Here is a 25,581-nt window from a genome sequence, read left to right on the forward strand (position 1 = left end):
TAATTTTATTAAATTACCTCTTGAGTTTTTTAGTTAAAATGAAATAATGATAATCTTTCTCAATAACAAAAGGATATGATAATGAAGAAAGTTATTAAATTAAATTTAATCACACTCTGCTTAATCAATACCCTAAGTGTTTCTATCGTTGATGCAAAAGCTGAAGAAACATTAGATCAAATTGATGTAGTAGAAAAAAATGTCGCCAACAATAAAAAACCTTTTACGGAAGCGAAAGCGAAAAGCACCCGAGAGCATATTTTTAAAGAAACCCAGACTATCGATCAAGTCATTCGAAGTATCCCTGGTGCATTTACTCAACAAGATAAAGGCTCTGGCGTAGTTTCTGTGAATATTCGTGGCGAAAATGGGTTAGGTCGTGTCAATACAATGGTCGATGGCGTCACACAAACCTTTTATTCCACCTCAATGGATTCAGGACAATCTGGTGGTAGCTCTCAATTTGGTGCAGCAATAGATCCCAATTTTATTGCTGGTGTAGATGTCAATAAAAGTAATTTTTCTGGTTCCAATGGTATAAATACCTTGTCTGGAAGTGCTAATTTTAGAACATTAGGTGTTAATGATGTTATTACTGATGACAAACCATTTGGGCTCATCGTAAAAGGAATGACGGGGAGCAATGCAACTAAATCGAATTTTATGACAATGGCTGCAGGCAGAAAATGGCTTGATAATGGTGGTTATGTTGGTGTGGTATATGGTTACAGTCAACGTGAGGTGTCTCAAGATTATCGTATCGGTGGAGGTGAACGATTGTCTTCGCTTGGACAAGATATTCTTGCTAAAGAAAAAGAAGCCTATTTCCACAATGCCGGTTATGTTTTAAATTCAGCTGGACAGTGGACTCCTGATCTAAACAAAAACCATTGGTCTTGTAACGCACCCAATCCAACATTTAATGGAAATACAGACCCAATTACAACAACCGATGAGCTAACTGGAGCGACCGAAACAAGAACACCAGGTTGTATTACTCGGATTGAAAGAAAAGAAGAAAATTATGATTATGTTAGTGAAGAAGATACGCCTAATGAGCCTCGTTACAATACATCTATCTATCAACTTAATACTTATAAAAATGAAACCAGAAGAAAAATTCTGAGAGAATTGGAAAATGGTATACAACCTCAAAATATCCCTGAATTACAAAATGATGTAGATTCCACAAATAACTCATTTGAACGCAATAAAGATCAATATAGTGTTGCCCCTATTGAGCCGGGCAGTTTGCAATCTCGTTCTCGTAGCCATTTATTAAAATTTGAATATGGCGATGATAACCATACCTTAGGTGCACAAATACGTACCCTTGATAATAAAATTGGTTCTCGAAAAATCGAAAATCGTAATTATCAATTAAATTATAATTTTAATAATAATCGCTATCTTGATCTAAATCTAATGGTAGCACATAACTTAGGTAAAACCATTTATCCTAAGGGTGGCTTTTTTGCTGGTTGGCAAGTTGCAGACAAACTTATTACCAAGAATGTGGCAAATATTGTTGATATAAATAACAGCTATACCTTCTTATTGCCAAAAGAAATCGATTTAAAAACCACATTAGGGTTTAACTATTTTACTAATGAATACAGTAAAAACCGTTTTCCAGAAGAATTAAGTTTGTTTTATGATGATGCTTCACATGATCAAGGTAACTACAGTAATTTAGGACGATTTAAAGGCAGTCGTAATTTACTACCACAACGTTCAGTTATTTTACAACCTTCAGGTAAGCAGAAATTTAAAACGGTGTATTTTGATACCGCACTTTCTAAAGGCATTTATCATTTAGATTACAGCGTGAATTTTACCCATTATGCGTTTAATGGTGAGTATGTTGGATATGAAAATACAGCGGATCAAATTAATGAACCGATTTTGCATAAATCAGGTCATAAAAAAGCATTCAATCATTCTGCTACATTAAGTGCAGAACTAAGTGATTATTTTATGCCATTTTTTACTTATTCACGAACACACAGAATGCCGAATATTCAAGAGATGTTTTTCTCTCAAGTGTCTGATGCGGGGGTGAATACCGCATTGAAACCTGAGCGAGCTGAAACTTATCAACTTGGTTTTAATACCTATAAAAAAGGCGTTTTCACTAAAGAAGATGTATTAGGTTTAAAATTAGTGGGCTATCGTAGTTTTATCAAAAATTATATTCATAATGTATATGGTGTATGGTGGAGAGATGGCATTGTTCCTGACTGGGCTTCTGAGAATGGATTTAGATTTACCATTGCTCATCAAAATTATAAGCCAATTGTGAAAAAGAGCGGTGTTGAATTAGAAGTAAATTATGACATGGGACGTTTCTTTGCAAATCTGTCTTATGCATACCAACGAACAAATCAACCAACCAATTATGCAGATGCGAGTCCACGTCCTAACAATGCGTCAAAAGAGGATATTCTGAAACAAGGTTATGGTCTATCCCGTATCTCAATGCTACCTAAAGATTATGGAAGATTAGAACTTGGATCTCGCTGGTTTGATCAAAAATTAACTCTTGGTATCGCAGCACGTTACTATGGGAAAAGTAAACGAGCAACCATTCAAGAAGATTATATTAACGGTTCTCAATTTGAATTAAATACGAGCCATGAACGAACTTATTATGCAATCAAGAAAACAGAGGAAATTAATAAACAACCGATTATTTTAGATTTGCATGTAAGTTATGAACCTGTTAAAGATTTAATTATCAAAGCTGAAGTACAAAACCTACTAGATAAACGTTATGTTGATCCTTTAGACTCAGGCAATGATGCTGCTTCACAGCGCTATTATTCAAGCTTAAATGATTCAATTTGTAGTAAAAATAATACTTGTGAAGATGGGGGAAAAGATAAATCTGTACTTTATAACTTTGCACGTGGAAGAACTTATATTCTGAGTTTGAACTATAAATTCTAATTGGCTCATACAAAAAGGCATAGCTAATAAGCTATGCCTTTTAAATAATATTTATGATTTAATTGTAAAATTTATTATCTGATTAAAAGATTATTACTACAGTCTATCTAGCATCTCTAACACTAATGCTGAAGACTGTTTTGCAGCCAACGGTAAGAACTCTTCAAAAGACATACTTGCTTCACCATCTCCTCCATCAGAAATTGCTCGAACTACCACAAAAGGAACATTAAAAGCATAGCAAACTTGTGCAATCGCTGTGGCTTCCATTTCAACCCCCGTCACATTCGGGAAGTCAGCTTTTATTTGTGCAATTTTATCTTCACTATTAATAAAACTATCGCCAGAGCAAATTAAACCACGTTTTACTGATTGACCTTGCTTTTCTGCAATTTCTTGAGCGAGGTCAGCCAATTTTTTGTCCGATAAAAATGCTGTGGGATTAGCGGGCAACTGTCCTTTTTCATAGCCAAAAGCTGTCACATCCGCATCGTGATAGCGTGTTTCATCAGAAATTACAATATCCCCAACTTTCAAGCCCTTTGCTACCCCACCCGCAGAACCAGTATTGATCACAAAATCTGGCTTGGCTAATTGCAACAATGCCGTAGTGCCAATGGCAGCTGCCACTTTTCCAATACCTGATTGCAATAATGCAACATCTTTACCATTAATTTTGCCTTCAAAAATTACCGCACTTGCTACTCGAGTTTCAGTTCTCTCTGCCATTAAATTTTTTAAAATTTCGACTTCTTGCGCCATTGCGCCAACAATTCCAATTTTCATTACTTTTGTTCCTGTTCTATTTTATTTACCAAAAAATCTAACACTGCCACGCTATAATCATCGTTATAAAGCGTGCTCGCCGTGAGTACATATTTTCCCCCAATGACAACGTAAGGATAGGTAAAGACACCATACTCTTCTGTCAATTCAATCGCATCTTGAATTTGTTCTTTTACTCTTTCTGAATTTTCAGCCTGAATAAATAACTGCTTATCTAGCCCTTGTTCTTCCGCCCATTGTTGAATTTTATTTGTCGCAGACAATTCTGCATAACGGGATTTTTCTGAAGTTTCAAATAATAAAACATTAGATAATTCACCCGCACTTAGTGCTTGCAAGGTATAAAAAATGCGTGCACTAAACTGACTATCCGCAGTTGCAATAGGATATTGTTCCAACGCAACTTTATTTGTTCGCATTTGATTATAAAGTTCTAAAATATCTTGCCCTGACGAACATACGCGACAATCGTAATCAAAAAAGAATTGAATACGTATTTTTTTATCCGCTCTAGGCGCTTGTTCAATAGGCTCTTGATAAGAAAAATAATCCCGCCCATCTTCAAAATGCATGACATCAGAAGATGGTAAGTGCGGTGGATTTTGAGTAGAAAATTCTTTTTGATTTACTTCGGCTAGAACCGATGATGTAAACCCAAATAAACCTAATACCAATAATCCATAAAATTTCAAAACATTACTCATCAATCGCTTCAATATATTCCACTAAAAGCTGTACATTTCGGTTACCACGAAACTCATTAACGTCCAATTTATATGCAAATCTCGCCTGTTTAATTGAAAGATCGGGATACAATCTTGTATCAATATTAAACGCAACCGCATCTAATAAAGGCCCACCTTGTTTTGGCTCCACTAACATTTTGAGATGGTTTTGATTTTGTCCAATTGCACGCTGGTCTAAAATTTTAAATTTGCCATCAAAACAAGGCTCTGGGAAAGCTTGTCCCCAAGGGCCTGCTGATTTTATCAATTCCGCCGTTTCAAGATTAAATTCATTTGAATTTAATTCGCCATCGGTCCAAATTACATCTTGTAAATGTTCTTCATCAAGCCAATCGGCAACGGTTTGATTAAAAATATGTTGGAAATCATCAAAGTGTTCTTCTCGAAGGCTTAATCCTGCAGCCATCGCATGGCCACCAAATTTTAAAATCATATTAGGATGTTGCGAATGAATACGCTCCAGAACATCACGCATATGCAAACCTTCAATAGAACGAGCAGAGCCTTTCAAGACTCCCTCACCATCTTTCGCGAAGGCAACCACAGGGCGATGATATTGCTCTTTAATCCTAGATGACACAATGCCCAACACACCTTGATGCCAATCGGGTTGATAAAGTGTAATCCCCGAAGGTAACTCTTTAAAAAGTGCGGTGAGATTTTGGCAAATTTCTAACGCCTCAAGCTTCATACCCGCTTCAATTTCTTTACGCGTTTGGTTGAGTTGATCAAGATCTAAAGCAAATTCTCTGGCTTTTAGCATATCGTCCGCCAGTAAAAGCTCTACCCCAATCGACATATTGTCTAAACGCCCTGCTGCATTTAAACGAGGTCCGATACAAAAACCGAGATCACTTGAAGTAAACTGTTCAACATTGCGGTTGGCCACTTCAGCCAACGCAATAATACCAGGACGACAACGCCGTGCACGAATCCGCATTAAGCCTTGATAAGCAAGGATACGATTATTTTGATCTAAAGGCACCACATCAGCGACAGTACCCAATGCCACTAGATCTAGCAAGTCAGTAAAATTAGGTTGTGTTTCTGCAGTAAAAATACCGAGTTCACGAAATTTTGCTCGTACGGCTAACATCAAATAAAACGCAACACCAACGCCCGCTAAGGATTTTGAAGGAAAACCACACTGACTTAAATTAGGGTTAACAATAGCATCAGCTGTCGGCAAAGTTTCGGGTGGTAAATGATGATCCGTCACTAAAACACGAACACCTTTTTCTTTCAAAAATGCAACGCCTTCAAAAGATGAAACGCCGTTATCCACCGTCATTAATAGCTGAACGCCCTTTTCAATCGCCATCTCAGCTATAGGAATACTCAAACCATAACCCTGTTCAAATCGATTTGGTACGAGATAATCCACATCCGCAAAACCAAGTTGTCTTAAAGCCAGCACACTCAATGCTGTACTAGTTGCACCATCAGCATCAAAGTCCCCAACAATCACTATTTTTTGCTGTTGCTGATAAGCTTCCACTAATAAATTTACGGCTTGCTCAATACCACATAGCTGATTTGGATTCAGCATTGATTTTAAAGTGCGGTCTAATTCTTCAGTGTTTTGAATATGGCGTGCGAGATAAAGACGATCTAATAACGGATGGTTTGAAACAGAATTTCCAACTGGAATTTCACGGCGTTTGATAAGTTTTTTCACTGGATATTAATTCATATCTAAAAGCAAAAAGCTGTTGAAATCAACAGCTCTTTTATCTATACTTTTTCCTGTCGGTCAGGGCTTTTAACCCTGAATGCTGACAGGGGTTAAAAGCCCTACTGACCATTAGTCTAACTATTGTGTCAGCTAAGGATTTTAATAATGCCTAAATTATGTATTTATATCATAGTCTTCGTATTGTTAATGCTTTTAAGCTCCCCAGCATATTAAGCATAACCGACTAAATACAAGGGGTAGGCATCTGCCCCTTGCTTTTCATTATAAAATCATTTCGCTGTTTCTTCAAGTGCGCTCAATAAATCAGCTGGTTTTAAATAACCGCCAATAAGCTCACCAGTTGAGGTAACAATACTTGGTGTGCCATTTACACCAAATTGTGCCCCTAATTCATAATGTTTTTTCACAACATTTGGGGTTTTAACTTCTTTCGGTAAATTGCCTTTTTCTGCTTCATTTAAAGCAAAAACAGGATCTTTTGCCGTCCAAATCGCTTCCATTTGTTTTGCAGTTTGGTTATTCATGCCCGCACGAGGGAAAGCTAAATAACGTACGGTAATACCAAGATCGTTATATTCTTTTAATTGCTGATGTAATAAATGGCAATAATGGCAAGTAATATCCATAAATACGGTCACAACATGCTTTTCATTTTTTGCGGGATAAACAATCATCTCGTTTTTATAAGAATTAAGTTTATCCACTAAAATTTTACCCGCCACATCAACAGGGCCGCTATTTGTGAGCTCATAAAGTTTACCTTGGAAAGCATATTTTCCATCTTCCGTCACATAAAGTACGCCTTGATCTGTTACGGCAGTTTTGATACCTGAAATTGGCGAGGATTTCACATCAATATTGGATGCGCCAAGAGACTGTAATTTGCTTTTAATCGTGGCATCGTTTGCCATTGCATTAGCCGCAGCCACGCACAAAAGTGCGGTAAAAATTTTCTTCATTTTTTGTTCCTAAATTAGCTTGAGTAAGAAAGTCTGAAATTATAGAGAGATTGCTAATTTCTGCAAGGTCAAACTATCCAAAAATCAGAAAATAGCATATAATTCCACACTTTATCACACAGTGAATTTATTATGTTTGAAATCAATCCTGTAAAAAATAAAATCACCGACTTATCCGACCGCACTTTGGTGCTTCGGGGGTATCTTTGACTTCGATGCCAAAGTTGAGCGTTTAGAAGAAGTCAATGCGGAATTAGAACAGCCAGATGTTTGGAATGATCCAGATAAAGCCCAAGCGCTTGGTAAAGAACGCGTTTCCTTAGAACAAGTTGTAAATACCATCAAAAATTTAGAACAAGGTTTAGAAGATGTTGATGGATTATTGGAACTTGCCATCGAAGCAGAAGACGAAGACACCTTCAATGAAGCGATAGCTGAATTAGATGAACTCGAACAACAACTCGAAAAATTAGAGTTCCGTCGAATGTTTAGTGGCGAACATGATGCTTGCGATTGCTATGTGGACTTACAAGCTGGTTCTGGCGGTACGGAAGCTCAAGATTGGACAGAAATGTTGCTCCGTATGTATCTCCGTTGGGCTGAAAGCAAAGGTTTTAAAACAGAACTGATGGAAGTATCTGACGGTGATGTAGCTGGGTTGAAATCGGCAACGATTAAAGTGAGCGGTGAATATGCTTTTGGTTGGTTACGAACAGAAACTGGTATTCATCGTTTGGTGCGTAAAAGTCCATTTGATTCCAATAACCGTCGTCACACATCGTTCAGCGCGGCATTTGTCTATCCTGAAATTGATGACGATATTGATATTGAAATCAATCCCGCTGATTTACGTATTGATGTGTATCGTGCATCGGGAGCTGGTGGACAGCACGTAAACAAAACTGAAAGTGCGGTGCGAATTACCCATATGCCAAGTGGTATTGTTGTGCAATGTCAGAACGATCGTTCACAGCACAAAAATAAAGATCAAGCGATGAAACAATTAAAAGCGAAATTGTATGAGCTTGAATTACAGAAGAAAAATGCAGATAAGCAAGCAATGGAAGATAATAAATCCGACATTGGTTGGGGAAGCCAAATTCGCTCTTATGTATTAGACGATTCACGCATTAAAGATTTGCGTACTGGCGTGGAAAACCGTAATACGCAAGCCGTATTAGACGGTGATTTAGATCGATTTATTGAAGCGAGTTTAAAAGCTGGGCTTTAATCATGATTTGCTGGATAAGTAAAGACGCGTTACTTATCCCATCATAAGAAATAACCCCAAAGTGCGGTTATTTTTAAAGGTATTTTTAAAGTTAAAATGAAAGGTAAAAAACATGTCAGAACAAGAAGTTAAAGAATTAGATCTCAATGGCGAAATGCTCGTTCGTCGTGAAAAATTAGCCGCATTGCGTGCAAAAGGTAATGCATTTCCAAACAAATTTCGTCGTGATGCTCTCGCACAAGATTTGCACAATCAATATGATGCAGAAGACGGTGAAATCTTAAAAGAGAAAGGCGTTGAAGTACAAGTTGCTGGCCGTATTATGACTCGCCGCGCAATGGGTAAAGCGACGTTTATCACCATTCAAGATATGAGCGGTAAAATCCAGCTTTATGTTGCACGCGACAATTTGCCTGAAGGAGTTTATAAAGATGACGTTGGTACTTGGGATTTAGGCGACATCATTGGCGTTAAAGGCACTTTATTTAAAACAAAAACAGATGAACTCACCGTTAAAATCACTGAAGTTCAACTTTTAACTAAAGCACTTCGCCCATTACCAGACAAATTCCATGGTTTAACCGACCAAGAAGTTCGTTATCGCCAACGTTATTTAGATTTAATTTCTAACGAAGAATCTCGCCGCACTTTTATTATTCGTTCTAAAGTTGTCGCGGGTATTCGTGAATATTTCATTTCTAAAGGCTTTATGGAAGTGGAAACACCAATGTTACAAGTCATTCCAGGCGGTGCATCTGCACGTCCTTTCGTGACTCATCACAATGCATTAGATGTGGATATGTATTTACGTATCGCACCTGAACTTTATTTAAAACGCTTAGTAGTGGGTGGCTTTGAACGAGTATTTGAATTAAACCGCAACTTCCGTAATGAAGGGGTTTCTGTTCGTCATAATCCAGAATTTACCATGCTTGAATACTACCAAGCTTATGCGGACTACCATGATTTAATGGATAACACCGAAGAACTTCTTCGTAAATTAGCAATTGATATTCTTGGTACCACTATTGTGAAATACGGCGAATACGAATTTGATTTTGGTAAACCATTCGAACGTATTACGTTACACGATGCAACGATTAAATATGGTGCAGACAAAGGTATCGTAAAAGAAGATTTATATGACTTTGATCGTGCAAAAGCCACGGCAGAACGCTTAGGTATTGAAGTACAAAAATCTTGGGGCTTAGGCAGCATTGTGAATGCAATCTTTGAAGAAGTAGCGGAACATCACCTAATTCAACCAACATTCTTAATGGCTCACCCAGCGGAAATTTCGCCTCTTGCACGTCGTAATGATGAAAACCCAGATGTAACAGATCGTTTTGAGCTATTTATCGGTGGTCGTGAAATCGGTAATGGTTTCTCAGAGTTAAATGACGCGGAAGACCAAAATGAACGTTTTGATGCACAAGTCGCTGCGAAAGAAGCGGGTGATGATGAAGCGATGTTTAAAGATGAAGACTTTGTTGTTGCGCTAGAACACGGCTTACCACCAACAGCTGGTGAAGGTTTAGGTATCGACCGTCTAGCAATGCTTTATGCAAATGCACCGTCAATTCGTGATGTTATCTTATTCCCTGCAATGCGTCAGAAATAATAAAGACACAAACAAAAGCCACCATTTGGTGGCTTTTTTATCGAAACATAAAAAAGGGAGCTAATGCTCCCCTCATTTTTTAATGATTAACCATTAATAAATTTTTCACCTAATTCAATATCTGCACGTAAAGTCGGCAACATATTTTCTAGAGCTTGTTGTTCAAAATTGCTTAATGGACCAATTGGTAAAATTTCTTCTACACCTTCTTTACCTAAACGAACTGGTTGAGAGAAGAAACGAGCATATTTGCCATCGCCTTCAACATAAGTACATTCAACAACTGTCTCGCCACTCAATCCTTTCACTAAAGAACGAGCAAAACGCGCTGCAGCTTGCGCCATTGAAAGAGTTGCAGAACCGCCACCCGCTTTTGCATTGACCACTTCTGTACCTGCATTTTGGATACGTTTTGTTAATGGTTCGATTTCATCTTCATTCCATTCAGCATATTGAACCTGAGAAAGTAATGGAAGAATAGTCACACCTGAGTGACCACCAATAACAGGAACGCTAGTACGAGAAACATTTAAACCTTTTAATTCAGCCACAAAAGTTTCAGAACGTAACACGTCTAAAGTTGTCACACCAAATAATTTACGTTTGTCGTAAACGCCTGCTTTTTTCAATACTTCAGCCGCAATCGCAACGGTAGTATTTACTGGGTTAGTGATGATACCAACACAAGCTTTCGGGCAAGTAACCGCGACTTTTTCAATTAAACCACAAACAATGCCTGCATTAATATTGAATAAATCAGAGCGGTCCATACCAGGTTTACGTGCAACACCAGCAGAAATTAATACAACATCCGCACCTTCAAGTGCTGGAGTTGGATCTTCACCAGAAAAACCTTTCACATTCACTGCGGTTGGAATATGGCTCACATCTACTGCAACACCTGGGGTAACAGGGGCAATATCATATAATGCTAAATCTGAACCAGCAGGCAACTGAAGTTTTAGTAATAACGCTAATGCTTGACCAATACCGCCTGCGGCGCCTAATACTGCAACTTTCATAAATACTCCTTATGTGTTAGTTAATTTAAGATAACCTGATTTTAAAATTTTCATCTCACAATTACAAACAGAGAAATATCATTCTATGATCTAGTTCACATTTCTTAGGTAATTTTTTCCTTCTCTTTGCTTTTATTCACATTCAAGTTGATGAAAATGAATTTTTATGCAATTCTTATGCAAATTTTTAACTATTGAAATATAAAATGGCTGATAATTTAACTCGCGCTTTTAAAGAATTACTCAATCAAGAACGCTTTGGCTCTCAAAGTGAGATTGTCGATGCCTTAAAAAAACAAGGCTTTACAGGCATTAATCAATCAAAAATATCAAGAATGCTCACCAAATTTGGCGCTGTTCGCACCCGTAATACCAAAATGGAAATGGTCTATTGCTTACCGGGTGAATTAAGTGTTCCTAATACTAGCAGTCCATTAAAAAATCTTGTATTAGACGTTGATTACAATGATATGTTAATTGTCATTAAGACTTCTCCAGGTGCGGCACAACTCATCGCTCGCTTACTCGATTCAATTGGAAAATCAGAAGGCATCTTAGGCACTATCGCAGGCGATGACACAATTTTTATCACACCAACGCGTGGCACAAAAATTGTCGATTTACTCAAAAATGTTCAACGTTTATTTGAAAATGCGTTGTAATGAACATTTTATTAACTGGAGGCACGGGGCTTATCGGTAAAGCACTTGTCGAACAACTCTGCTTACGCAATGAACAAGTGACGGTCTTAACCCGCTCAAGTACGCCGCCCACTATCTCAAAACAAAAAAACATCAAATTTATTACTGCACTTTCCCAACTCAATTTGCAGGAGCAGTTTGACGCGATCATCAATCTTGCTGGCGAGCCTATTTTTCACAAAGCTTGGACGACAAACCAAAAATCGATTTTACGAGAAAGTCGTTTAAGCCTCACTACTCAACTGGTTGAATTCATTAATCAATATCAGCAACACCCTATTTTTATTTCAGGTTCAGCGAGTGGAATTTACGGCGATCAAGACGAACAAATAATTACCGAAGCAAGCAAAACAGCAAAAACCTTCACCGCACAATTATGCCAAGATTGGGAAGATATTGCGCGACAAGCTAATGCGAGGGTTTGTTTGATTCGAACAGGCATGGTCTTTTCTAAGAAAGGAGGCGCACTAGCTCAAATGTTGCCTCTATACAAATGGGGACTTGGCGGCAAACTGGGCAATGGAGAGCAATATTTTCCCTGGATTGCTTTGGAAGATATGGTAAATGGCATTTTATTTTTACTCGATCATTCAGAGTACCAAGGCTCATTTAACTTCACCGCCCCGAATCCCATAGAACAACATAAATTTAACCGCACTTTGGCTCGAATATTAAAACGTCCTGCCTTTGCAACCATTCCCAAATGGATATTACATTTCATTCTTGGCGAACGAGCGAATCTATTACTAGAAAGCCAAAATGTTGTGCCTGAAAAATTACTCAACGCAGGATTCCAATTTCAATATTCTGATTGCGAAAACTATCTAAAAGATATCCTAAAAAACAAATAAAAAAATCACCGCACTTTTTTAATGTAGTGATTTTTATCGGACTAAATATCTCGCCTTATCGCAATTTATTGTTCATTATAAATTTCAAGATTAGATGCTTGTTTTTCACGTTTTTTCTTTGCACTGTCGTTCCGTTGACTTGCAATTTTGTCTAAATATTCTGGCGTGATGTCACCTGTAATATATTCGCCTGTGAACACTGAACAATCAAATCCTCGAATAGCCGGATTTTCTAATTGAACAGATTCGGTAAGTGCGGTCAAATCTTGGAAAATTAGTTTATCTACACCAATCAAATGTGCAATTTCATCAACATCTCGACCGTAAGCGATCAGTTCATCGCGACTCGGCATATCAATACCATATACATTCGGATAACGAATTTCTGGAGCAGCCGAGGCAAAGTAAATTTTCTTCGCGCCAGCTGAGCGAGCCATTTCAACAATTTGCTCAGAGGTTGTGCCGCGAACAATAGAATCGTCCACCAATAAGACGTTTTTATCTTTAAATTCAGCTTTAATGGTATTCAATTTGCGACGAACAGAACTAATACGCTGTGCTTGTCCTGGCATAATAAACGTACGACCAACATAGCGATTTTTCACAAATCCTTGGCGATAAGGTTTCCCTAGTACACGAGCTATTTGTAACGCAATATCTGTGGAGGTTTCAGGAACGGGAATCACCACGTCAATATTATCACTTTCATCCGCCCATTGTTTTGCAATTTTTTGTCCGAGTTTTTCCCCCATGTGAACACGTGCAGCATAAACAGAGACACCATCAATTGTTGAATCTGGGCGTGCAAAATAAACATACTCAAAAATACAAGGATTTAACACCGCACTTTCGGCACATTGCTGCGAATAAAGCTCGCCATCAAAAGTGACATAAACGGCTTCACCAGGGGCAATATCACGAACAAAGTCAAAACCCACAATATCTAAGGCTACTGTTTCAGAGGCAAACATATACTCAGTTTTGCCATTTTCTTCGCGTTTACCCAACACCAAAGGACGAATACCAAAAGGATCACGAAACGCAATCATGCCATGTCCAATAATCATCGCTAAACAAGCATAAGCACCACGAACATCGTTGTGAGTTTGACGAACAGCATTAAAAATATCTTTTGGATCAAGTTTCTCTTGAGGAATGTGATCAAGGTGATTTGCAAGAATATTTAGAAGAAGTTCGGAATCTGAATTGGTGTTTACATGGCGGCGGGCAGTTTTAAAGACTTTTTCTTTTAACTCGACTGAGTTGGTTAAATTGCCGTTATGCACCAAAGTGACACCATAGGGAGAGTTCACATAAAAAGGCTGCGCTTCTGAGACGCTAGAACTCCCCGCTGTAGGATAGCGAACATGCCCCAATCCAGCATTTCCTTGCAACCGTAGCATATGCTCTTGATGGAACACATCACTCACTAAACCATTAGCTTTGCGTAAGCGGAAACGATTTTCATCGTCAACCGTCACAATGCCCGCAGCATCTTGCCCACGATGTTGCAAAAGCGTCAATGCCGCATAAATAGATTCATTAACCGGACTTTGACTAACAATACCGACAATACCACACATTTTGTGTCCCTTATTGATTAAGCGTTGGATTTAAAAAACTTGAACTAGCCTGAAGTTGTTGAAAGAACCATTCAATAATAAAACCAAAGTGCGGTATTAATTGAGATTCTTTCCACCAATCAGTTTGTTCAAAATTGGTGAAAGTATCCATGAAAAATAATAATGCAGCGACAATCAGTGCACCGCGTACTAAACCAAAAATCGCACCTAAAACACGATCAGTGCCGCTTAAACCAGTTTTATCTACTAATTGGCTAATCACATAATTTACTATGGCACCCACGATTAAAGTCAGTACAAATAAAATCCCGATTGCGGTTCCATTACGAATATACATTGATTCAATTTGCGTAAGATAAGCGGCAAGATAAGGATAGAACTGGCTTGCTACAATAAATGCTACAACCCAGCTACCGAGTGAAAGCACTTCGCGAACAAAACCGCGTAATAAACTGACAAGAATAGAAAAAGCGATAATGCCAATAATAATGTAATCGATCATTAAAAAATCTCTCAATGAAAAACGGCCGTTTAAAACGACCGAGGTATTCTACAAAAATAAAGCCAAAAAGAAAACGTTTGCGTAAACTAAATTTCCTGCCAAAAAGCACGTTCAAATTTGCTTTGAGCTTTCTTTAAAACTTCTGCTAAATGTTGGTATGTCGGTTGATCTTGCACAAAAGGCAAGGGCTCATGTAGTTGTTTTAAGCGTTCACAAATATCATAAAACCATACCGCACTTTGATTTTCTAATGGCGAACTCGCACGCTTACCAAGCCAATAAAGACCTTGAAAAGGAATAAGCAAGGCAAAAAGTGCGGTCAAAATTGCAATAGAAAACGCCATCAAATCATTTTTTGCATAAACCTGTTGCCACACCACTGCAAATACAGCAACAAAGGGCATGAGTTTTTGTGCAAAACTCGTGGCTTTCATAATACGGTTTTCAGGGAAAATCATGCCTAACTTAGCCTCTAGCGGCCAAGTATTAAGATAAATTTGTCCCTGTTTTAAAATGGAAAAAAATGCCATAAAAATGCTCGTTAAAATAACCGCACTTATCATACCCCACTTTATATTCTTTTGTCACCTTACCCAAAAAGTTTAAATTTTCAAAAAATTTAATAACCTGATGAATTTTTATGCATAGACGAATTTATTTTATTTACCAAAAAGTGTATCCTATGTTCAATTTTTTCAGTCCATTCAACTGAGTGGATTTTCATTAACTTTAATCAAATATAGGGTTCCTATGTCAAAACTTGTTCTAATCCTTAACTGTGGTAGTTCTTCATTAAAATTTGCAATCCTTGATCCAGCAACAGGTGAAGAAAAATTATCTGGTTTAGCTGAAGCATTTTTCCTTCCAGAAGCTCGCATTAAATGGAAACTTAACGGTGAGAAAGGGAGCGCAGATTTAGGTGCAGGTGCAGCACATACTGAAGCACTTGACTTCATTGCATCAAACATTATGACTGATGAGCTTAAAAACTCAATCACATCGATTGGTCACCGTATCGTTCACGGTGGTGAAAAATACACTCAATCCGTTGTAATCACAGATGAAGTGGTTAAAGGTATTGAAGATGCAGCACAATTTGCCCCACTTCACAACCCTGCTCACCTAATCGGTATTCGTGAAGCCTTTAAAACCTTCCCACATTTAAAAGATAAGAACGTTGCCGTATTTGATACTGCTTTCCACCAAACTATGCCTGAAGAAGCATTCTTATATGCGCTTCCATATTCACTTTATAAAGAGCACGCTGTTCGTCGCTATGGTGCTCACGGTACAAGCCACTACTTCGTTTCTCGTGAAGTCGCTGAATATGTCGGTAAGCCTGCAGACCAAGTCAATACGATTATTTGTCACTTAGGTAATGGGGGTTCTGTTTCTGTTGTTCGTAACGGTAAATGTATCGATACATCAATGGGCTTAACTCCGTTAGAAGGTTTAGTCATGGGTACGCGTTGTGGTGATATCGACCCTGCAATCGTATTCTACCTATACAAAAACTTAGGTATGTCAATGGAACAAATTGAAGAGACTTTAGTGAAAAAATCCGGTCTTTTAGGTTTAACTGAGGTAACCAGTGACTGTCGTTATGCAGAAGATAACTACGACGATCTGTCTAAGCCTGAAGCAAAACGTGCATTAGACGTCTATAGTTACCGTTTAGCAAAATACATCGGTGCTTATATGGCGGTATTAGGTGATGATCACTTAGATGCCATTGCATTTACTGGTGGTATCGGTGAAAACTCCGCTCATGTTCGTGAATTAGCATTAAATCACTTAAAATTATTTGGTATTAAAGTGGATAACGAACGCAATCTTGCAGCACGCTTCGGTAAAGATGGCGTAATCACTACTGATGATTCTGCATTTAAAGCGATTGTACTTCCAACTAATGAAGAGTTAGTCATCGCTCAAGATACCGCACGTTTAGCGGGCTAATCAACTTCCATCAAACCTGCTGAAAAATCAGCAGGTTTTTTTCATTTATTAAAAGGTATATCAAAATGACTAAAGCAGTTATTCTTATTCCAACTAGCACAGAAGCCAATTTAGCATCAGCATTAGAAATTGCTAAAACAACAAATGCGGTTATATTCAATGCAATAGAAGATGTAAAAGCCGCTCAAGCATTCATCGCAAATAATCAAAAAGACGTGTTGTTAGAAAAAATCGTTGCTGATTTCCAAGCATTAAATGCAAATCTAGTGGTTGTTAAAGGTGTTCAACCTTCAGCTCAAGCGCCTTTTGCAAACAGCTTAAACTTCTCGATTGCACAAACCTTAGATGCACAAATCATCTTAGTAGCAAACAATGAAGAAGGCACATTAGTAGAAGCCATTGCTTCAGAATTTGGTGGTGTGAACAACGCTGATATATTAGGTGTATTTGGTGCACAAGCAGGAAAAATTAAAACCTTCGATGCACAAGCATTAGTTGCGGCAATCTCTGCACCACTTACTCGTGAAGCACGTATTTCTCCAGCTGCATTCCGTTTCAAATTAACTGATTTAGCACGCAAAGCAGGCAAAACTATCGTATTACCAGAAGGTGACGAACCTCGAACTGTTAAAGCAGCTGCAATCTGTGCTGAACGAGGTATCGCAAAATCAGTATTATTAGCGGATCCTGAATCAGTGAAAAAAGTCGCCGCAGAACAAGGCGTGACTTTAAGTGCTGACGTAACAATCATCAATCCAGCTGACGTACGCGAAAACTACGTTGCTCGTTTAGTTGAATTACGTAAATCTAAAGGCTTAACTGAAGAACAAGCTCGCGCACAATTAGAAGACACCGTTGTATTAGGCACCATGATGTTAGAAGCTGGCGAAGTTGATGGTTTAGTTTCTGGTGCCGTTCATACAACGGCAAACACTATTCGCCCACCGATGCAAATCATCAAAACAGCGCCTGGCAGTTCAATTATCTCATCTGTATTCTTTATGTTATTACCAGACCAAGTATTAGTCTATGGCGACTGCGCGGTAAATCCAGAACCTACAGCGGAACAATTAGCTGAAATCGCAATCCAATCAGCCGAATCTGCAAAAGCATTTGGTTTAGAACCAAAAGTGGCAATGCTTTCTTATTCAACTGGTACTTCTGGTGCGGGTCAATCAGTCGAGAAAGTAAAAGAGGCAACCCGTATTGCACAAGAAAAACGCCCTGATTTATTAATTGATGGTCCATTGCAATACGATGCAGCTGTGATGAAAGATGTGGCAGCTTCTAAAGCACCAAATTCTAAAGTAGCGGGTCAAGCAAATGTATTTGTATTCCCTGATATCAACGCGGGTAATATCGGCTATAAAGCAGTTCAACGCTCTGCTGATTTAGTTGCGGTGGGTCCAATGCTTCAAGGTATGCGAAAACCAGTTAATGACTTATCTCGTGGCGCATTAGTCGATGACATTGTTTACACTATTGCATTAACTGTAATTCAAGCAACACAATAGTCTAGACAAGCTAAAAAAATCCCGCACTTTTAAAAGAATGCGGGATTTTTTATTGATTAATCAATTATGCATGTTTTGCAGAAACTTCATTTAATAAAGTTTGCAACTCCCCAGATTGATACATTTCCAAAATAATATCACACCCACCAATTAACTCTCCCTCGACCCATAGTTGTGGGAAAGTAGGCCAATTCGCATAAACAGGCAATTCAGCACGAATATCAGCATGTTGTAAGATATCAACATAACCAAAAGGTACTTTACAATTCATCAGTGCTTCTACTGCTCGCGCCGAAAAACCACAAGATGGTAATTTAGGTGACCCTTTCATATAGATAAGAATTGGATTTTCACTAATTTGTTTTTTAATTTTGTCTAAGGTTTCCATAATGTTCCCCACGAATAAAAGAGGATTGAATTCTACCACAAGTTAAAACTTGAGTGAAATTCTAGGATTATTATCTTAATAAAACAAAAGGCCTAAACCGAAGTTTAAGCCTTTTTTTCTGTATTTAATCTTTCGTTAAACGAATACTAAAATTATTTAGTACCGTTAACTGCGATTTCAACACGACGGTCTGGTGCTAAACAAGCGATAAGCGCTTTACGACCTTTAACTTGGTCACAAGTTGCGCCAGTCACTGGGTTTGCTTTACCGTAACCAGTTGCAGAGATTGCGTTAGTTGCTACACCTTTTTGTACTAAGTAGTTAGCTACTGTGTCTGCGCGGCGTTGAGAAAGTTTTAAGTTACCAGCATCAGAACCGATACGGTCAGTATAACCAGCAACAGCTACTTTAGCGCTATGAACTTGTGCGATTTCACCGTAGATACCATCTAAAGTTGCTTGAGCTTGTGGTTTTAAGTTTGCTTTACCAAAAGCGAAAGTTACATCAGAGTTTAAGTTGAAAGTTTTGCTTACAACTTCAGGAGCCATAGCTGGTGCAGCCACTGCGCCTTGACCGAAACGGTAAGAAACGCCAGCGTTGATAGAACCAATCCATGGGTTATAATCTACAGAGCTGTTGTTAGTTGTTTGAGTACGGTATTTACCTACACGAGTTAACCATTGATATTCTAAACGAACTGCTAATTCTGGTAATACTGCATATTCTGCACCGACTGCGAATAAACCAGAGGTACGTAAGCTGTGACGACCTGCTTTGTGATCACGAGCGCCATTTTCTGTATTATAGAATTTATAGTCAGAACGTACTAAAGCAACGCCTGCTTTACCGTAAACATCTAAACCATTTAACACTTCATAGCTACCTTTTAAGCTTAAGTGAGTACCGTGGTTAGTGTGTTTTGCTGCTACTTTACCAGCCTCTTTGAATTTAACACGACCGAAATCATCGTAACCTAATTCAACCGCTAAACCTAAGTTATCACGATTTAAGATTTGGTAACCACCAAATACACCATAAGTGAAAGAATTACGGTTATAACCATAATCATTAACACCTAATAATTTGTCAGCGATAACACGGTTTTTGCTAATACCATCGTGGAAAGATGCTTGACCAGCTTTAACACCTGCATAGAAAGTGTTTTCTTGTGGAGCTGCTTGAGCTACTGAAGCTGCTGCTAAACCAGCAACTACTAATGCGATTGCAGTTTTTTTCATTTTGATGTCCTCTATTTAGTCATCGAATAGTAATAAAAAAAGTGTCCTTGTTTATACTGAACTTTTAATTAAAGTTACATTCTAAACAGTCGCTTAACTAGGGTTTTGAATTTGCCCTACTTTTTACCTTTTGACAAATTCAATTCCTTTGTTTACGCCAAAGGAACGTTCAAAAGTGCGCCTATTATCCTATAAAAATTGAAAAGATCAAATCCTTTTGAACTTTTTGTTTATTTTTTATCCAAAAACACGCTTTTCTTGACTAATTTACTCCATAAAACGCATCTTAAAAACGCTCAAAATCTAATTCGACATTGTGCGCACCTTAAGATATTATCGAGAACATCCAGCTATTTATGCCTTTAAATGAGTTAAATGCTATGTTGCCAAGTCTAAATCGCACGCCACAAATTGAACAAGATGTCCTTAACTATCTCCAAGCACTTAAAAAACAACATTTTGAAGGAGATATCGCTACAAATTATGCAGATAGATTAAGTCTTGCTACGGATAACAGCGTTTACCAACAGCTTCCTCAAGCAATTCTTTTTCCGAAAACTGTTGCTGATATAGTGCGTATAACAAAATTGGCAAATTTACCTGAATATCAATCGCTCAGCTTTACACCTCGCGGTGGAGGTACTGGCACAAATGGACAATCTATCAATAACAATATAATAGTAGATCTTTCTCGCCATATGACTGCTATTTTAGAACTCAATGTAAAAGAACGTTGGGTTCGAGTACAATCAGGCGTAGTAAAAGATCAACTTAATCAATTTTTAAAACCACATGGTTTGTTCTTTGCCCCAGAGTTATCCACCAGCAATCGAGCGACTTTAGGTGGAATGATTAACACCGATGCCTCTGGACAAGGTTCATTGCAATACGGTAAAACCTCTAATCACGTTTTGGCATTACGCGCAGTATTAATGAACGGTGAAATTTTAGATACAAGTGCGGTCAATTCTGTTGATGTTTTAGAAAACATCAATGCGCTTGAATTAAGTGAGAGTAGCAAAAGACTCCATCAAACCATTGCGCAACACTGTAAAGAAAAAAGACTGGCTATCATTAAAGATCTGCCACAACTTAACCGTTTTTTAACAGGATACGATCTGAAAAATGTATTTAATGAAGATGAAAGTGAATTTAATCTCACTAGAATTCTCACTGGTTCTGAAGGTTCTCTCGCATTTATTTGTGAAGCTAAACTCAATCTTCTGCCAATTCCTCAGTATCGCATACTTATCAATATTAAATATCGTTCTTTTGATGCAGCATTACGCAATGCCCCTTTTATGGTGAAAGCCAATGCGCTTTCTGTGGAAACCGTTGATTCCAAAGTCTTAAACTTAGCCAAACAAGATATTATTTGGCACTCTGTAAATGAACTTCTTACAGAAAATGAAGAAGATCCAATTCTTGGTTTAAATATTGTGGAATTCTCTGGTAACAATAAAGAAAAAATAGACAGCCAAGTTACCGATCTTTGTCGCTCACTTGATGAAAAAATTGAACACAATCAAGCTCACATTATTGGGTATCAAGTTTGTTCGGATTTACTTTCTATTGAACGTATTTATGCAATGCGAAAAAAAGCCGTGGGCTTACTTGGTAATGCAAAAGGTGCAGCCAAACCAATTCCTTTTGTAGAAGATACTTGTGTCCCCCCAGAAAATCTTGCGGATTACATCAGTGAATTTCGTGCTTTATTAGACAAACACAATTTACAATATGGCATGTTTGGGCACGTCGATGCAGGCGTGTTGCACGTTCGCCCTGCGCTTGATTTATGTGATAAAGAACAAGTGAAATTATTCAAACAAATTTCAGATGAAGTCGCAGAACTTACGATTAAATATGGTGGATTACTCTGGGGAGAACATGGAAAAGGCGTGCGTTCCCATTACGGCGAAAAATTCTTTACGCCAGAACTCTGGTACGAACTTCGTTATATCAAAACCTTATTCGACCCAAACAATCGCTTAAATCCCGGAAAAATCTGTACGCCTTTAGATTCCAAAGATGAACTTTATTCTATTCTTTCGCCGATGCGGGCTGATAACGATCGTCAAATTCCTATCCAAATACGAGATGAATTTAAGGGTGCAATGAACTGCAATGGAAACGGATTATGTTTCAATTTTGATGAACACAGCATTATGTGCCCATCGATGAAAGTCAGTAAAAACCGTGTATTTTCTCCGAAAGGTCGCGCAGCCATGGTTCGAGAATGGCTTCGATTGATGGCAAATGAAAATGTTTCCCCCGCACAATTAGACTTCCGTAAAACAGAAATAAAACTAACCGCACTTGTGAAAAAAGTAAGCAATACGGTTCAAAAATGGCGAGGGGATTATGATTTTTCTCACGAAGTGAAAGCTGCAATGGATACTTGCCTTGCTTGTAAAGCCTGCGCGAGTCAATGCCCGATTAAAATTGATGTACCAAATTTCCGCGCGAAATTCTTTCATTTTTATCACAGCCGCTACTTACGACCAGCAAAAGATCACATTGTCGCAAATTTAGAAATCACTGCGCCTTATATGGCAAAACAGGCAAAACTCTTTAATTATTTTACCAAGCTAAAAGTCACGCAAACATTAGTGGAAAAAACGCTAGGCATGACCGATTTGCCCTTGCTTTCTGAACCCAATTTGCAACAACAGCTAGTAGAAATTCATTATCAAGGCAAATCTTTGGAAGAATTGGAAGGTCTAAGTGCGGTAGAAAAAAACGATATTTTATTTATTGTGCAAGATCCTTATACTTCTTACTATGATGCAAAAGTGGTACGCGATTTTGTTATGCTTACGCAGAAATTAGGCTTCACACCAATTCTGTTGCCATTTAAACCAAACGGCAAAGCAATGCACATTAAAGGTTTCTTAAAACGCTTTAGCAAAACAGCACAAAACCAAGCCGAGTTTTTAAATCGAATGGCAAAATTAGGCATTCCACTTGTAGGCGTTGATCCAGCCATCGTGCTGTCTTATCGAGACGAATACAAGGAAGCGCTACAAGAAAAACGTGGTGACTTTCACGTTCTCACCGCACACGAATGGTTAAAACAAAGATTACAAAATGTGGCATTACAAGATAGACTGAAAAACATCGCCAAAACTGACCGCACTTCCGATTGGTATTTATTCCCGCATTGTACGGAATCTACTTTTATGCCGAACAGTCTAAAAGAATGGCAAGAAATTTTTGGAAGATTTGGACAACAACTTAATGTGGAAAAAGTCGGATGTTGCGGTATGGCTGGTGTATTTGGGCATGAAGTGCAAAATCAAAAAATGAGCCGAGAAATCTACGATGTATCGTGGCATAAAAAACTGCATGGAAAAGATCCACACTTTTGTTTAGCAACTGGTTATTCTTGTCGCAGTCAGGTAAAACGTTATGAACATGTGGTGCTAAAACACCCTGTGCAGGCATTATTAGAAATTTTAGCGTAATGAAAGGAACATCATGATTTGGCAAAAAAACTTCACGCTCGAAAACTTAAATCAACTTTGCTCCAACAGTGCAGTTAGCCATCTTGGCATTGAAATTTCTGCTTTTGGTGAAGATTGGATTGAAGCGACAATGCCTGTAGATCATCGCACAACTCAACCTTTTGGTCTATTACATGGCGGGATTTCTGTTGCTTTAGCAGAAACGATAGGTTCATTGGCGGGATACCTTGCAATAGAAGAAAATAAAATTTCAGTGGGACTTGATATTAATGCCCATCACCTACGTTCAGTAAAGCAAGGCATTGTTACAGCAAAGGCTACGCCTATTAGTTTAAATAGAAATATCCACGTATGGCAAATTGACATTCGTGATGAACAAGATAAACTTTGCTGCGTTTCTCGACTTACACTTTCTATTCTAAACTTATGATAGCAAATCAAAAAATAGGGATTATTTTAGCCAATTTAGGGACACCCGATGCGCCCACCTCATCTGCTATATCCCGTTATTTATGGAAATTTTTAACCGACCCAAGAGTAGTCGATTTATCTCCTTACAAATGGTATCCATTACTCAAGGCTGTTATTTTGCCATTACGTTCAAAACGTATCGCTAAAAATTACCAAGCAATTTGGACAGAGCAAGGTTCGCCTTTACTTGCCATTTCACGACAACAAAAAGATGCATTACAAGCTTATTTAGATAAGCTAAATATTGATGCTCAAGTAGAAATTGCAATGACATACGGCAACCCATCAATGCAAAGTGCGGTGAAAAATTTACTTAAAAATAAAGCTGAACGAATTATTATACTCCCCCTTTACCCACAATATTCTAGTACAACAACAGGCGCACTATTTGATTCCTTTGCTCATGCCCTTAAAGAAGAGCGGGGAATGGTGCCGTTTGATTTTATTCATTCTTATCATGTTGATAAAAATTACATTAACGCCTTAGCCGATTCCATAAAAGTGCGGTTGAAATCCGATGAATTTTTGCTATTTTCTTATCATGGTATCCCTTTACGTTATGAAAATATGGGCGATTACTACCGTGAACACTGCAAACAAACAACGCTTGCTGTTGTAGACAAATTGGGATTGACCGAAAACCAATGGGGAATAACCTTCCAATCACGTTTTGGACGAGAAGAATGGTTACAACCTTACACGGATAAATTTCTCCAAAATGCAGCATCACAAGGCATTCATAAAGTAGCCGTCATTTGCCCAGGTTTTTCGGTTGATTGTTTAGAAACTATTGAAGAAATTGATGAGGAAAACCGCGAGAATTTTCTCACTAATGGCGGACAATCTTACCAATATATTCCTGCACTCAATGCAGAACCGCAACATATTGAAATGATGGGAAAACTGCTCCTGACAAAAATCTTTCCCCCATTGAAAGAGTAAAACATTTCTAAAATCGACCGCACTTTGTTAAAATCAGCCATTATTTTTTCACAAGGATAAAACATGGCTGATTTTCCTTTTATCGTTGACATCAACGAACAAAATCTTACTGAAATACTGCAACAATCCTTAGAAAAACCACTTGTCATCAATTTTTATGCTCCAACGCATAAAGAGTCATCAGATTTCTTGGCTCTACTTGAGCTAGTTGCAGAACAATATCAAGGACAATTTGTTCTTGGAAAAGTAAATTGTGAAAAAGAGCAAATGATTGCCGCACAATTCCGCATCCAAGCATTGCCAACTACCTATTTGTTTAAAGAAGCCCAGGCATTAGATGCATTTCCAGGTGCGCTTGATAAAGCGTCATTAATCCAACGATTAAGCATTATTTTACCGAAAGAAGAAGATTTAAAATTCCAACAAGCATTAGATTTCTTGCAAGTAGAAAATTATGAGGCTGCATTGCCATTATTGAAAGACGCATGGGAACTTTCTGATAAGAAAAATAGTGATGTCGCCCTGCTCTACGCTGAAACCTATATTGCAATGAAAAAAACGGAGCCAGCACAGGAAATTCTAAAACAAATTCCATTGCAAGATCGTGATAGTCGTTGGCACGGATTACAAGCACAAATTGAGCTACAAATTCAAGCAGCCAATACACCTGAAATCCAACAATTACAGGACGATTATGCTAAAAACCCAACAGCTGAAATTGCAATAAAACTTGCTGTACAACTTCATCAAGCTGGACGAAATGAAGAAGCGCTGACACTACTTTTCGGTATTTTAAAAACTGACTTAGGCGCGCAGAATGGTGAAGTTAAACAACAATTTTTATCCATTTTAAGTGCAATGGGCAATGCTGATCCGTTAACAAATAAATTTCGCCGATTGCTTTATTCACTGCTCTATTAATCGAAAAGTTTATAATTGATAAGGTGTATGGAACAATTTC

The 25,581-nt window shown here is 38.0% G+C and carries 21 protein-coding genes and 1 pseudogene; 12 read left to right on the forward strand and 10 right to left on the reverse strand.

Annotated features, from left to right (window positions below):
• Nucleotides 1-81: 81 nt before the first annotated feature.
• Nucleotides 82-2,949: a TonB-dependent receptor domain-containing protein gene (locus KP710_RS02295; protein WP_140529947.1), complete on the forward strand. Its 2,868-nt coding sequence runs from the start codon at nt 82-84 to the stop codon at nt 2,947-2,949.
• Nucleotides 2,950-3,045: 96 nt separating this feature from the next.
• On the opposite strand, the gene KP710_RS02300 is transcribed toward KP710_RS02295, so the two are convergent.
• The 4 genes from KP710_RS02300 to dsbC form a co-directional block, all read right to left on the reverse strand.
• The gene (locus tag KP710_RS02300) at nt 3,046-3,735 is read right to left on the reverse strand and encodes a 5'-methylthioadenosine/adenosylhomocysteine nucleosidase (RefSeq protein WP_215770890.1); all 690 of its coding nucleotides are present in this window, start codon (nt 3,733-3,735) and stop codon (nt 3,046-3,048) included.
• On the reverse strand, nt 3,735-4,439 hold the full coding sequence (locus KP710_RS02305; RefSeq protein ID WP_005638664.1) for a thiol:disulfide interchange protein DsbA/DsbL: 705 nt from the start codon (nt 4,437-4,439) through the stop codon (nt 3,735-3,737). The genes KP710_RS02300 and KP710_RS02305 overlap by 1 nt, the downstream gene beginning before the upstream one ends.
• Nucleotides 4,432-6,159 carry a single-stranded-DNA-specific exonuclease RecJ gene (gene recJ, locus KP710_RS02310; protein WP_005638667.1) on the reverse strand — a complete coding sequence of 576 codons (1,728 nt, stop codon included), beginning with the start codon at nt 6,157-6,159 and terminating at the stop codon, nt 4,432-4,434. The genes KP710_RS02305 and recJ overlap by 8 nt, the downstream gene beginning before the upstream one ends.
• A 287-nt stretch (nt 6,160-6,446) precedes the next feature.
• Nucleotides 6,447-7,136 carry a bifunctional protein-disulfide isomerase/oxidoreductase DsbC gene (dsbC, locus tag KP710_RS02315; RefSeq protein ID WP_118782388.1) on the reverse strand — a complete coding sequence of 230 codons (690 nt, stop codon included), beginning with the start codon at nt 7,134-7,136 and terminating at the stop codon, nt 6,447-6,449.
• A gap of 132 nt (nt 7,137-7,268) precedes the next feature.
• Between dsbC and prfB the strand changes: the two genes are divergently transcribed.
• Both prfB and lysS read left to right on the forward strand, forming a co-directional pair.
• Nucleotides 7,269-8,367, forward strand: a protein-coding gene (prfB, locus tag KP710_RS02320) for a peptide chain release factor 2 (protein WP_106013382.1) whose coding sequence is annotated in 2 segments (ribosomal slippage) — nt 7,269-7,343 and nt 7,345-8,367 — 1,098 coding nt in all. Because the reading frame shifts where the segments join, the coding sequence is not laid out codon by codon here.
• 112 nt (nt 8,368-8,479) lie between these two features.
• The gene (lysS, locus tag KP710_RS02325) at nt 8,480-9,988 is read left to right on the forward strand and encodes a lysine--tRNA ligase (protein WP_111407230.1); all 1,509 of its coding nucleotides are present in this window, start codon (nt 8,480-8,482) and stop codon (nt 9,986-9,988) included.
• Nucleotides 9,989-10,074: 86 nt separating this feature from the next.
• Here the strand turns inward: lysS and mdh are convergent, their stop codons facing one another.
• Nucleotides 10,075-11,010 carry a malate dehydrogenase gene (mdh, locus tag KP710_RS02330; protein ID WP_111407229.1) on the reverse strand — a complete coding sequence of 312 codons (936 nt, stop codon included), beginning with the start codon at nt 11,008-11,010 and terminating at the stop codon, nt 10,075-10,077.
• A gap of 206 nt (nt 11,011-11,216) precedes the next feature.
• Between mdh and argR the strand changes: the two genes are divergently transcribed.
• Entirely contained in the window at nt 11,217-11,672 is a 456-nt protein-coding gene (gene argR, locus KP710_RS02335; protein WP_111407228.1) for a transcriptional regulator ArgR, read from the forward strand.
• Nucleotides 11,672-12,562, forward strand: a complete 891-nt coding sequence (locus KP710_RS02340) for a TIGR01777 family oxidoreductase (protein ID WP_111407227.1) — start codon at nt 11,672-11,674, stop codon at nt 12,560-12,562. Before argR ends, KP710_RS02340 begins: the two co-directional genes overlap by 1 nt.
• Nucleotides 12,563-12,627: 65 nt before the next feature.
• Here the strand turns inward: KP710_RS02340 and purF are convergent, their stop codons facing one another.
• The 3 genes from purF to yfbV form a co-directional block, all read right to left on the reverse strand.
• Entirely contained in the window at nt 12,628-14,145 is a 1,518-nt protein-coding gene (gene purF / locus KP710_RS02345) for an amidophosphoribosyltransferase (protein ID WP_111407226.1), read from the reverse strand.
• 10 nt (nt 14,146-14,155) lie between these two features.
• A complete protein-coding gene (locus tag KP710_RS02350; RefSeq protein ID WP_005626270.1) occupies nt 14,156-14,647 on the reverse strand; it encodes a CvpA family protein in 492 nt (163 codons plus the stop codon).
• Between the two features lie 86 nt (nt 14,648-14,733).
• Nucleotides 14,734-15,177 (reverse strand): terminus macrodomain insulation protein YfbV, encoded by a 444-nt coding sequence (gene yfbV / locus KP710_RS02355; protein ID WP_111407225.1) that lies wholly within the window; start codon nt 15,175-15,177, stop codon nt 14,734-14,736.
• Between the two features lie 220 nt (nt 15,178-15,397).
• Here yfbV and KP710_RS02360 point away from each other — a divergent pair, with 220 nt between their 5' ends.
• The 3 genes and pseudogenes from KP710_RS02360 to pta all read left to right on the forward strand — a co-directional run bounded on the left by KP710_RS02360 (nt 15,398) and on the right by pta (nt 18,117).
• Nucleotides 15,398-16,603: an acetate kinase gene (locus KP710_RS02360; RefSeq protein ID WP_048954092.1), complete on the forward strand. Its 1,206-nt coding sequence runs from the start codon at nt 15,398-15,400 to the stop codon at nt 16,601-16,603.
• 65 nt (nt 16,604-16,668) lie between these two features.
• A pseudogene (locus KP710_RS09560) lies at nt 16,669-16,995 on the forward strand (AAA family ATPase); the annotation flags it as partial.
• Between the two features lie 27 nt (nt 16,996-17,022).
• Complete coding sequence (gene pta / locus KP710_RS02365) at nt 17,023-18,117, forward strand: phosphate acetyltransferase (RefSeq protein WP_373455172.1); 1,095 nt, start codon at nt 17,023-17,025, stop codon at nt 18,115-18,117.
• Between the two features lie 64 nt (nt 18,118-18,181).
• Here the strand turns inward: pta and grxD are convergent, their stop codons facing one another.
• A complete protein-coding gene (gene grxD / locus KP710_RS02370) occupies nt 18,182-18,505 on the reverse strand; it encodes a Grx4 family monothiol glutaredoxin (RefSeq protein WP_111407223.1) in 324 nt (107 codons plus the stop codon).
• Nucleotides 18,506-18,657: 152 nt separating this feature from the next.
• Nucleotides 18,658-19,743 carry a porin OmpA gene (ompA, locus tag KP710_RS02375; RefSeq protein WP_111407222.1) on the reverse strand — a complete coding sequence of 362 codons (1,086 nt, stop codon included), beginning with the start codon at nt 19,741-19,743 and terminating at the stop codon, nt 18,658-18,660.
• Nucleotides 19,744-20,123: 380 nt separating this feature from the next.
• Here ompA and ydiJ point away from each other — a divergent pair, with 380 nt between their 5' ends.
• The 4 genes from ydiJ to KP710_RS02395 all read left to right on the forward strand — a co-directional run bounded on the left by ydiJ (nt 20,124) and on the right by KP710_RS02395 (nt 25,541).
• Nucleotides 20,124-23,207 carry a D-2-hydroxyglutarate dehydrogenase YdiJ gene (gene ydiJ, locus KP710_RS02380; protein ID WP_111407221.1) on the forward strand — a complete coding sequence of 1,028 codons (3,084 nt, stop codon included), beginning with the start codon at nt 20,124-20,126 and terminating at the stop codon, nt 23,205-23,207.
• Between the two features lie 13 nt (nt 23,208-23,220).
• Nucleotides 23,221-23,637 (forward strand): hotdog fold thioesterase, encoded by a 417-nt coding sequence (locus tag KP710_RS02385; RefSeq protein WP_215770891.1) that lies wholly within the window; start codon nt 23,221-23,223, stop codon nt 23,635-23,637.
• Nucleotides 23,634-24,620 (forward strand): ferrochelatase, encoded by a 987-nt coding sequence (hemH, locus tag KP710_RS02390; RefSeq protein ID WP_111407220.1) that lies wholly within the window; start codon nt 23,634-23,636, stop codon nt 24,618-24,620. Before KP710_RS02385 ends, hemH begins: the two co-directional genes overlap by 4 nt.
• Before the next feature lie 63 nt (nt 24,621-24,683).
• Nucleotides 24,684-25,541 carry a co-chaperone YbbN gene (locus tag KP710_RS02395; RefSeq protein WP_111407219.1) on the forward strand — a complete coding sequence of 286 codons (858 nt, stop codon included), beginning with the start codon at nt 24,684-24,686 and terminating at the stop codon, nt 25,539-25,541.
• Nucleotides 25,542-25,581: the final 40 nt, after the last annotated feature.

This window comes from Haemophilus sp. SZY H35 (assembly GCF_018829705.1).
Classification (GTDB): domain Bacteria; phylum Pseudomonadota; class Gammaproteobacteria; order Enterobacterales; family Pasteurellaceae; genus Haemophilus; species Haemophilus haemolyticus_K.

Excerpts from the sequence above, each read along its gene's own strand:
- yfbV (WP_111407225.1), bottom strand. The coding sequence starts at position 15,177 with ATGGCATTTTTTTCCATTTTAAAACAGGGACAAATTTATCTTAATACT.
- KP710_RS02305 (WP_005638664.1), bottom strand. The coding sequence starts at position 4,439 with ATGAGTAATGTTTTGAAATTTTATGGATTATTGGTATTAGGTTTATTT.
- KP710_RS02300 (WP_215770890.1), bottom strand. The coding sequence starts at position 3,735 with ATGAAAATTGGAATTGTTGGCGCAATGGCGCAAGAAGTCGAAATTTTA.
- purF (WP_111407226.1), bottom strand. The coding sequence starts at position 14,145 with ATGTGTGGTATTGTCGGTATTGTTAGTCAAAGTCCGGTTAATGAATCT.
- ydiJ (WP_111407221.1), top strand. The coding sequence starts at position 20,124 with ATGTTGCCAAGTCTAAATCGCACGCCACAAATTGAACAAGATGTCCTT.
- ompA (WP_111407222.1), bottom strand. The coding sequence starts at position 19,743 with ATGAAAAAAACTGCAATCGCATTAGTAGTTGCTGGTTTAGCAGCAGCT.
- hemH (WP_111407220.1), top strand. The coding sequence starts at position 23,634 with ATGATAGCAAATCAAAAAATAGGGATTATTTTAGCCAATTTAGGGACA.
- dsbC (WP_118782388.1), bottom strand. The coding sequence starts at position 7,136 with ATGAAGAAAATTTTTACCGCACTTTTGTGCGTGGCTGCGGCTAATGCA.
- grxD (WP_111407223.1), bottom strand. The coding sequence starts at position 18,505 with ATGGAAACCTTAGACAAAATTAAAAAACAAATTAGTGAAAATCCAATT.
- KP710_RS02350 (WP_005626270.1), bottom strand. The coding sequence starts at position 14,647 with ATGATCGATTACATTATTATTGGCATTATCGCTTTTTCTATTCTTGTC.
- KP710_RS02385 (WP_215770891.1), top strand. The coding sequence starts at position 23,221 with ATGATTTGGCAAAAAAACTTCACGCTCGAAAACTTAAATCAACTTTGC.
- mdh (WP_111407229.1), bottom strand. The coding sequence starts at position 11,010 with ATGAAAGTTGCAGTATTAGGCGCCGCAGGCGGTATTGGTCAAGCATTA.
- KP710_RS02295 (WP_140529947.1), top strand. The coding sequence starts at position 82 with ATGAAGAAAGTTATTAAATTAAATTTAATCACACTCTGCTTAATCAAT.
- KP710_RS02360 (WP_048954092.1), top strand. The coding sequence starts at position 15,398 with ATGTCAAAACTTGTTCTAATCCTTAACTGTGGTAGTTCTTCATTAAAA.
- argR (WP_111407228.1), top strand. The coding sequence starts at position 11,217 with ATGGCTGATAATTTAACTCGCGCTTTTAAAGAATTACTCAATCAAGAA.
- KP710_RS02340 (WP_111407227.1), top strand. The coding sequence starts at position 11,672 with ATGAACATTTTATTAACTGGAGGCACGGGGCTTATCGGTAAAGCACTT.
- lysS (WP_111407230.1), top strand. The coding sequence starts at position 8,480 with ATGTCAGAACAAGAAGTTAAAGAATTAGATCTCAATGGCGAAATGCTC.
- KP710_RS02395 (WP_111407219.1), top strand. The coding sequence starts at position 24,684 with ATGGCTGATTTTCCTTTTATCGTTGACATCAACGAACAAAATCTTACT.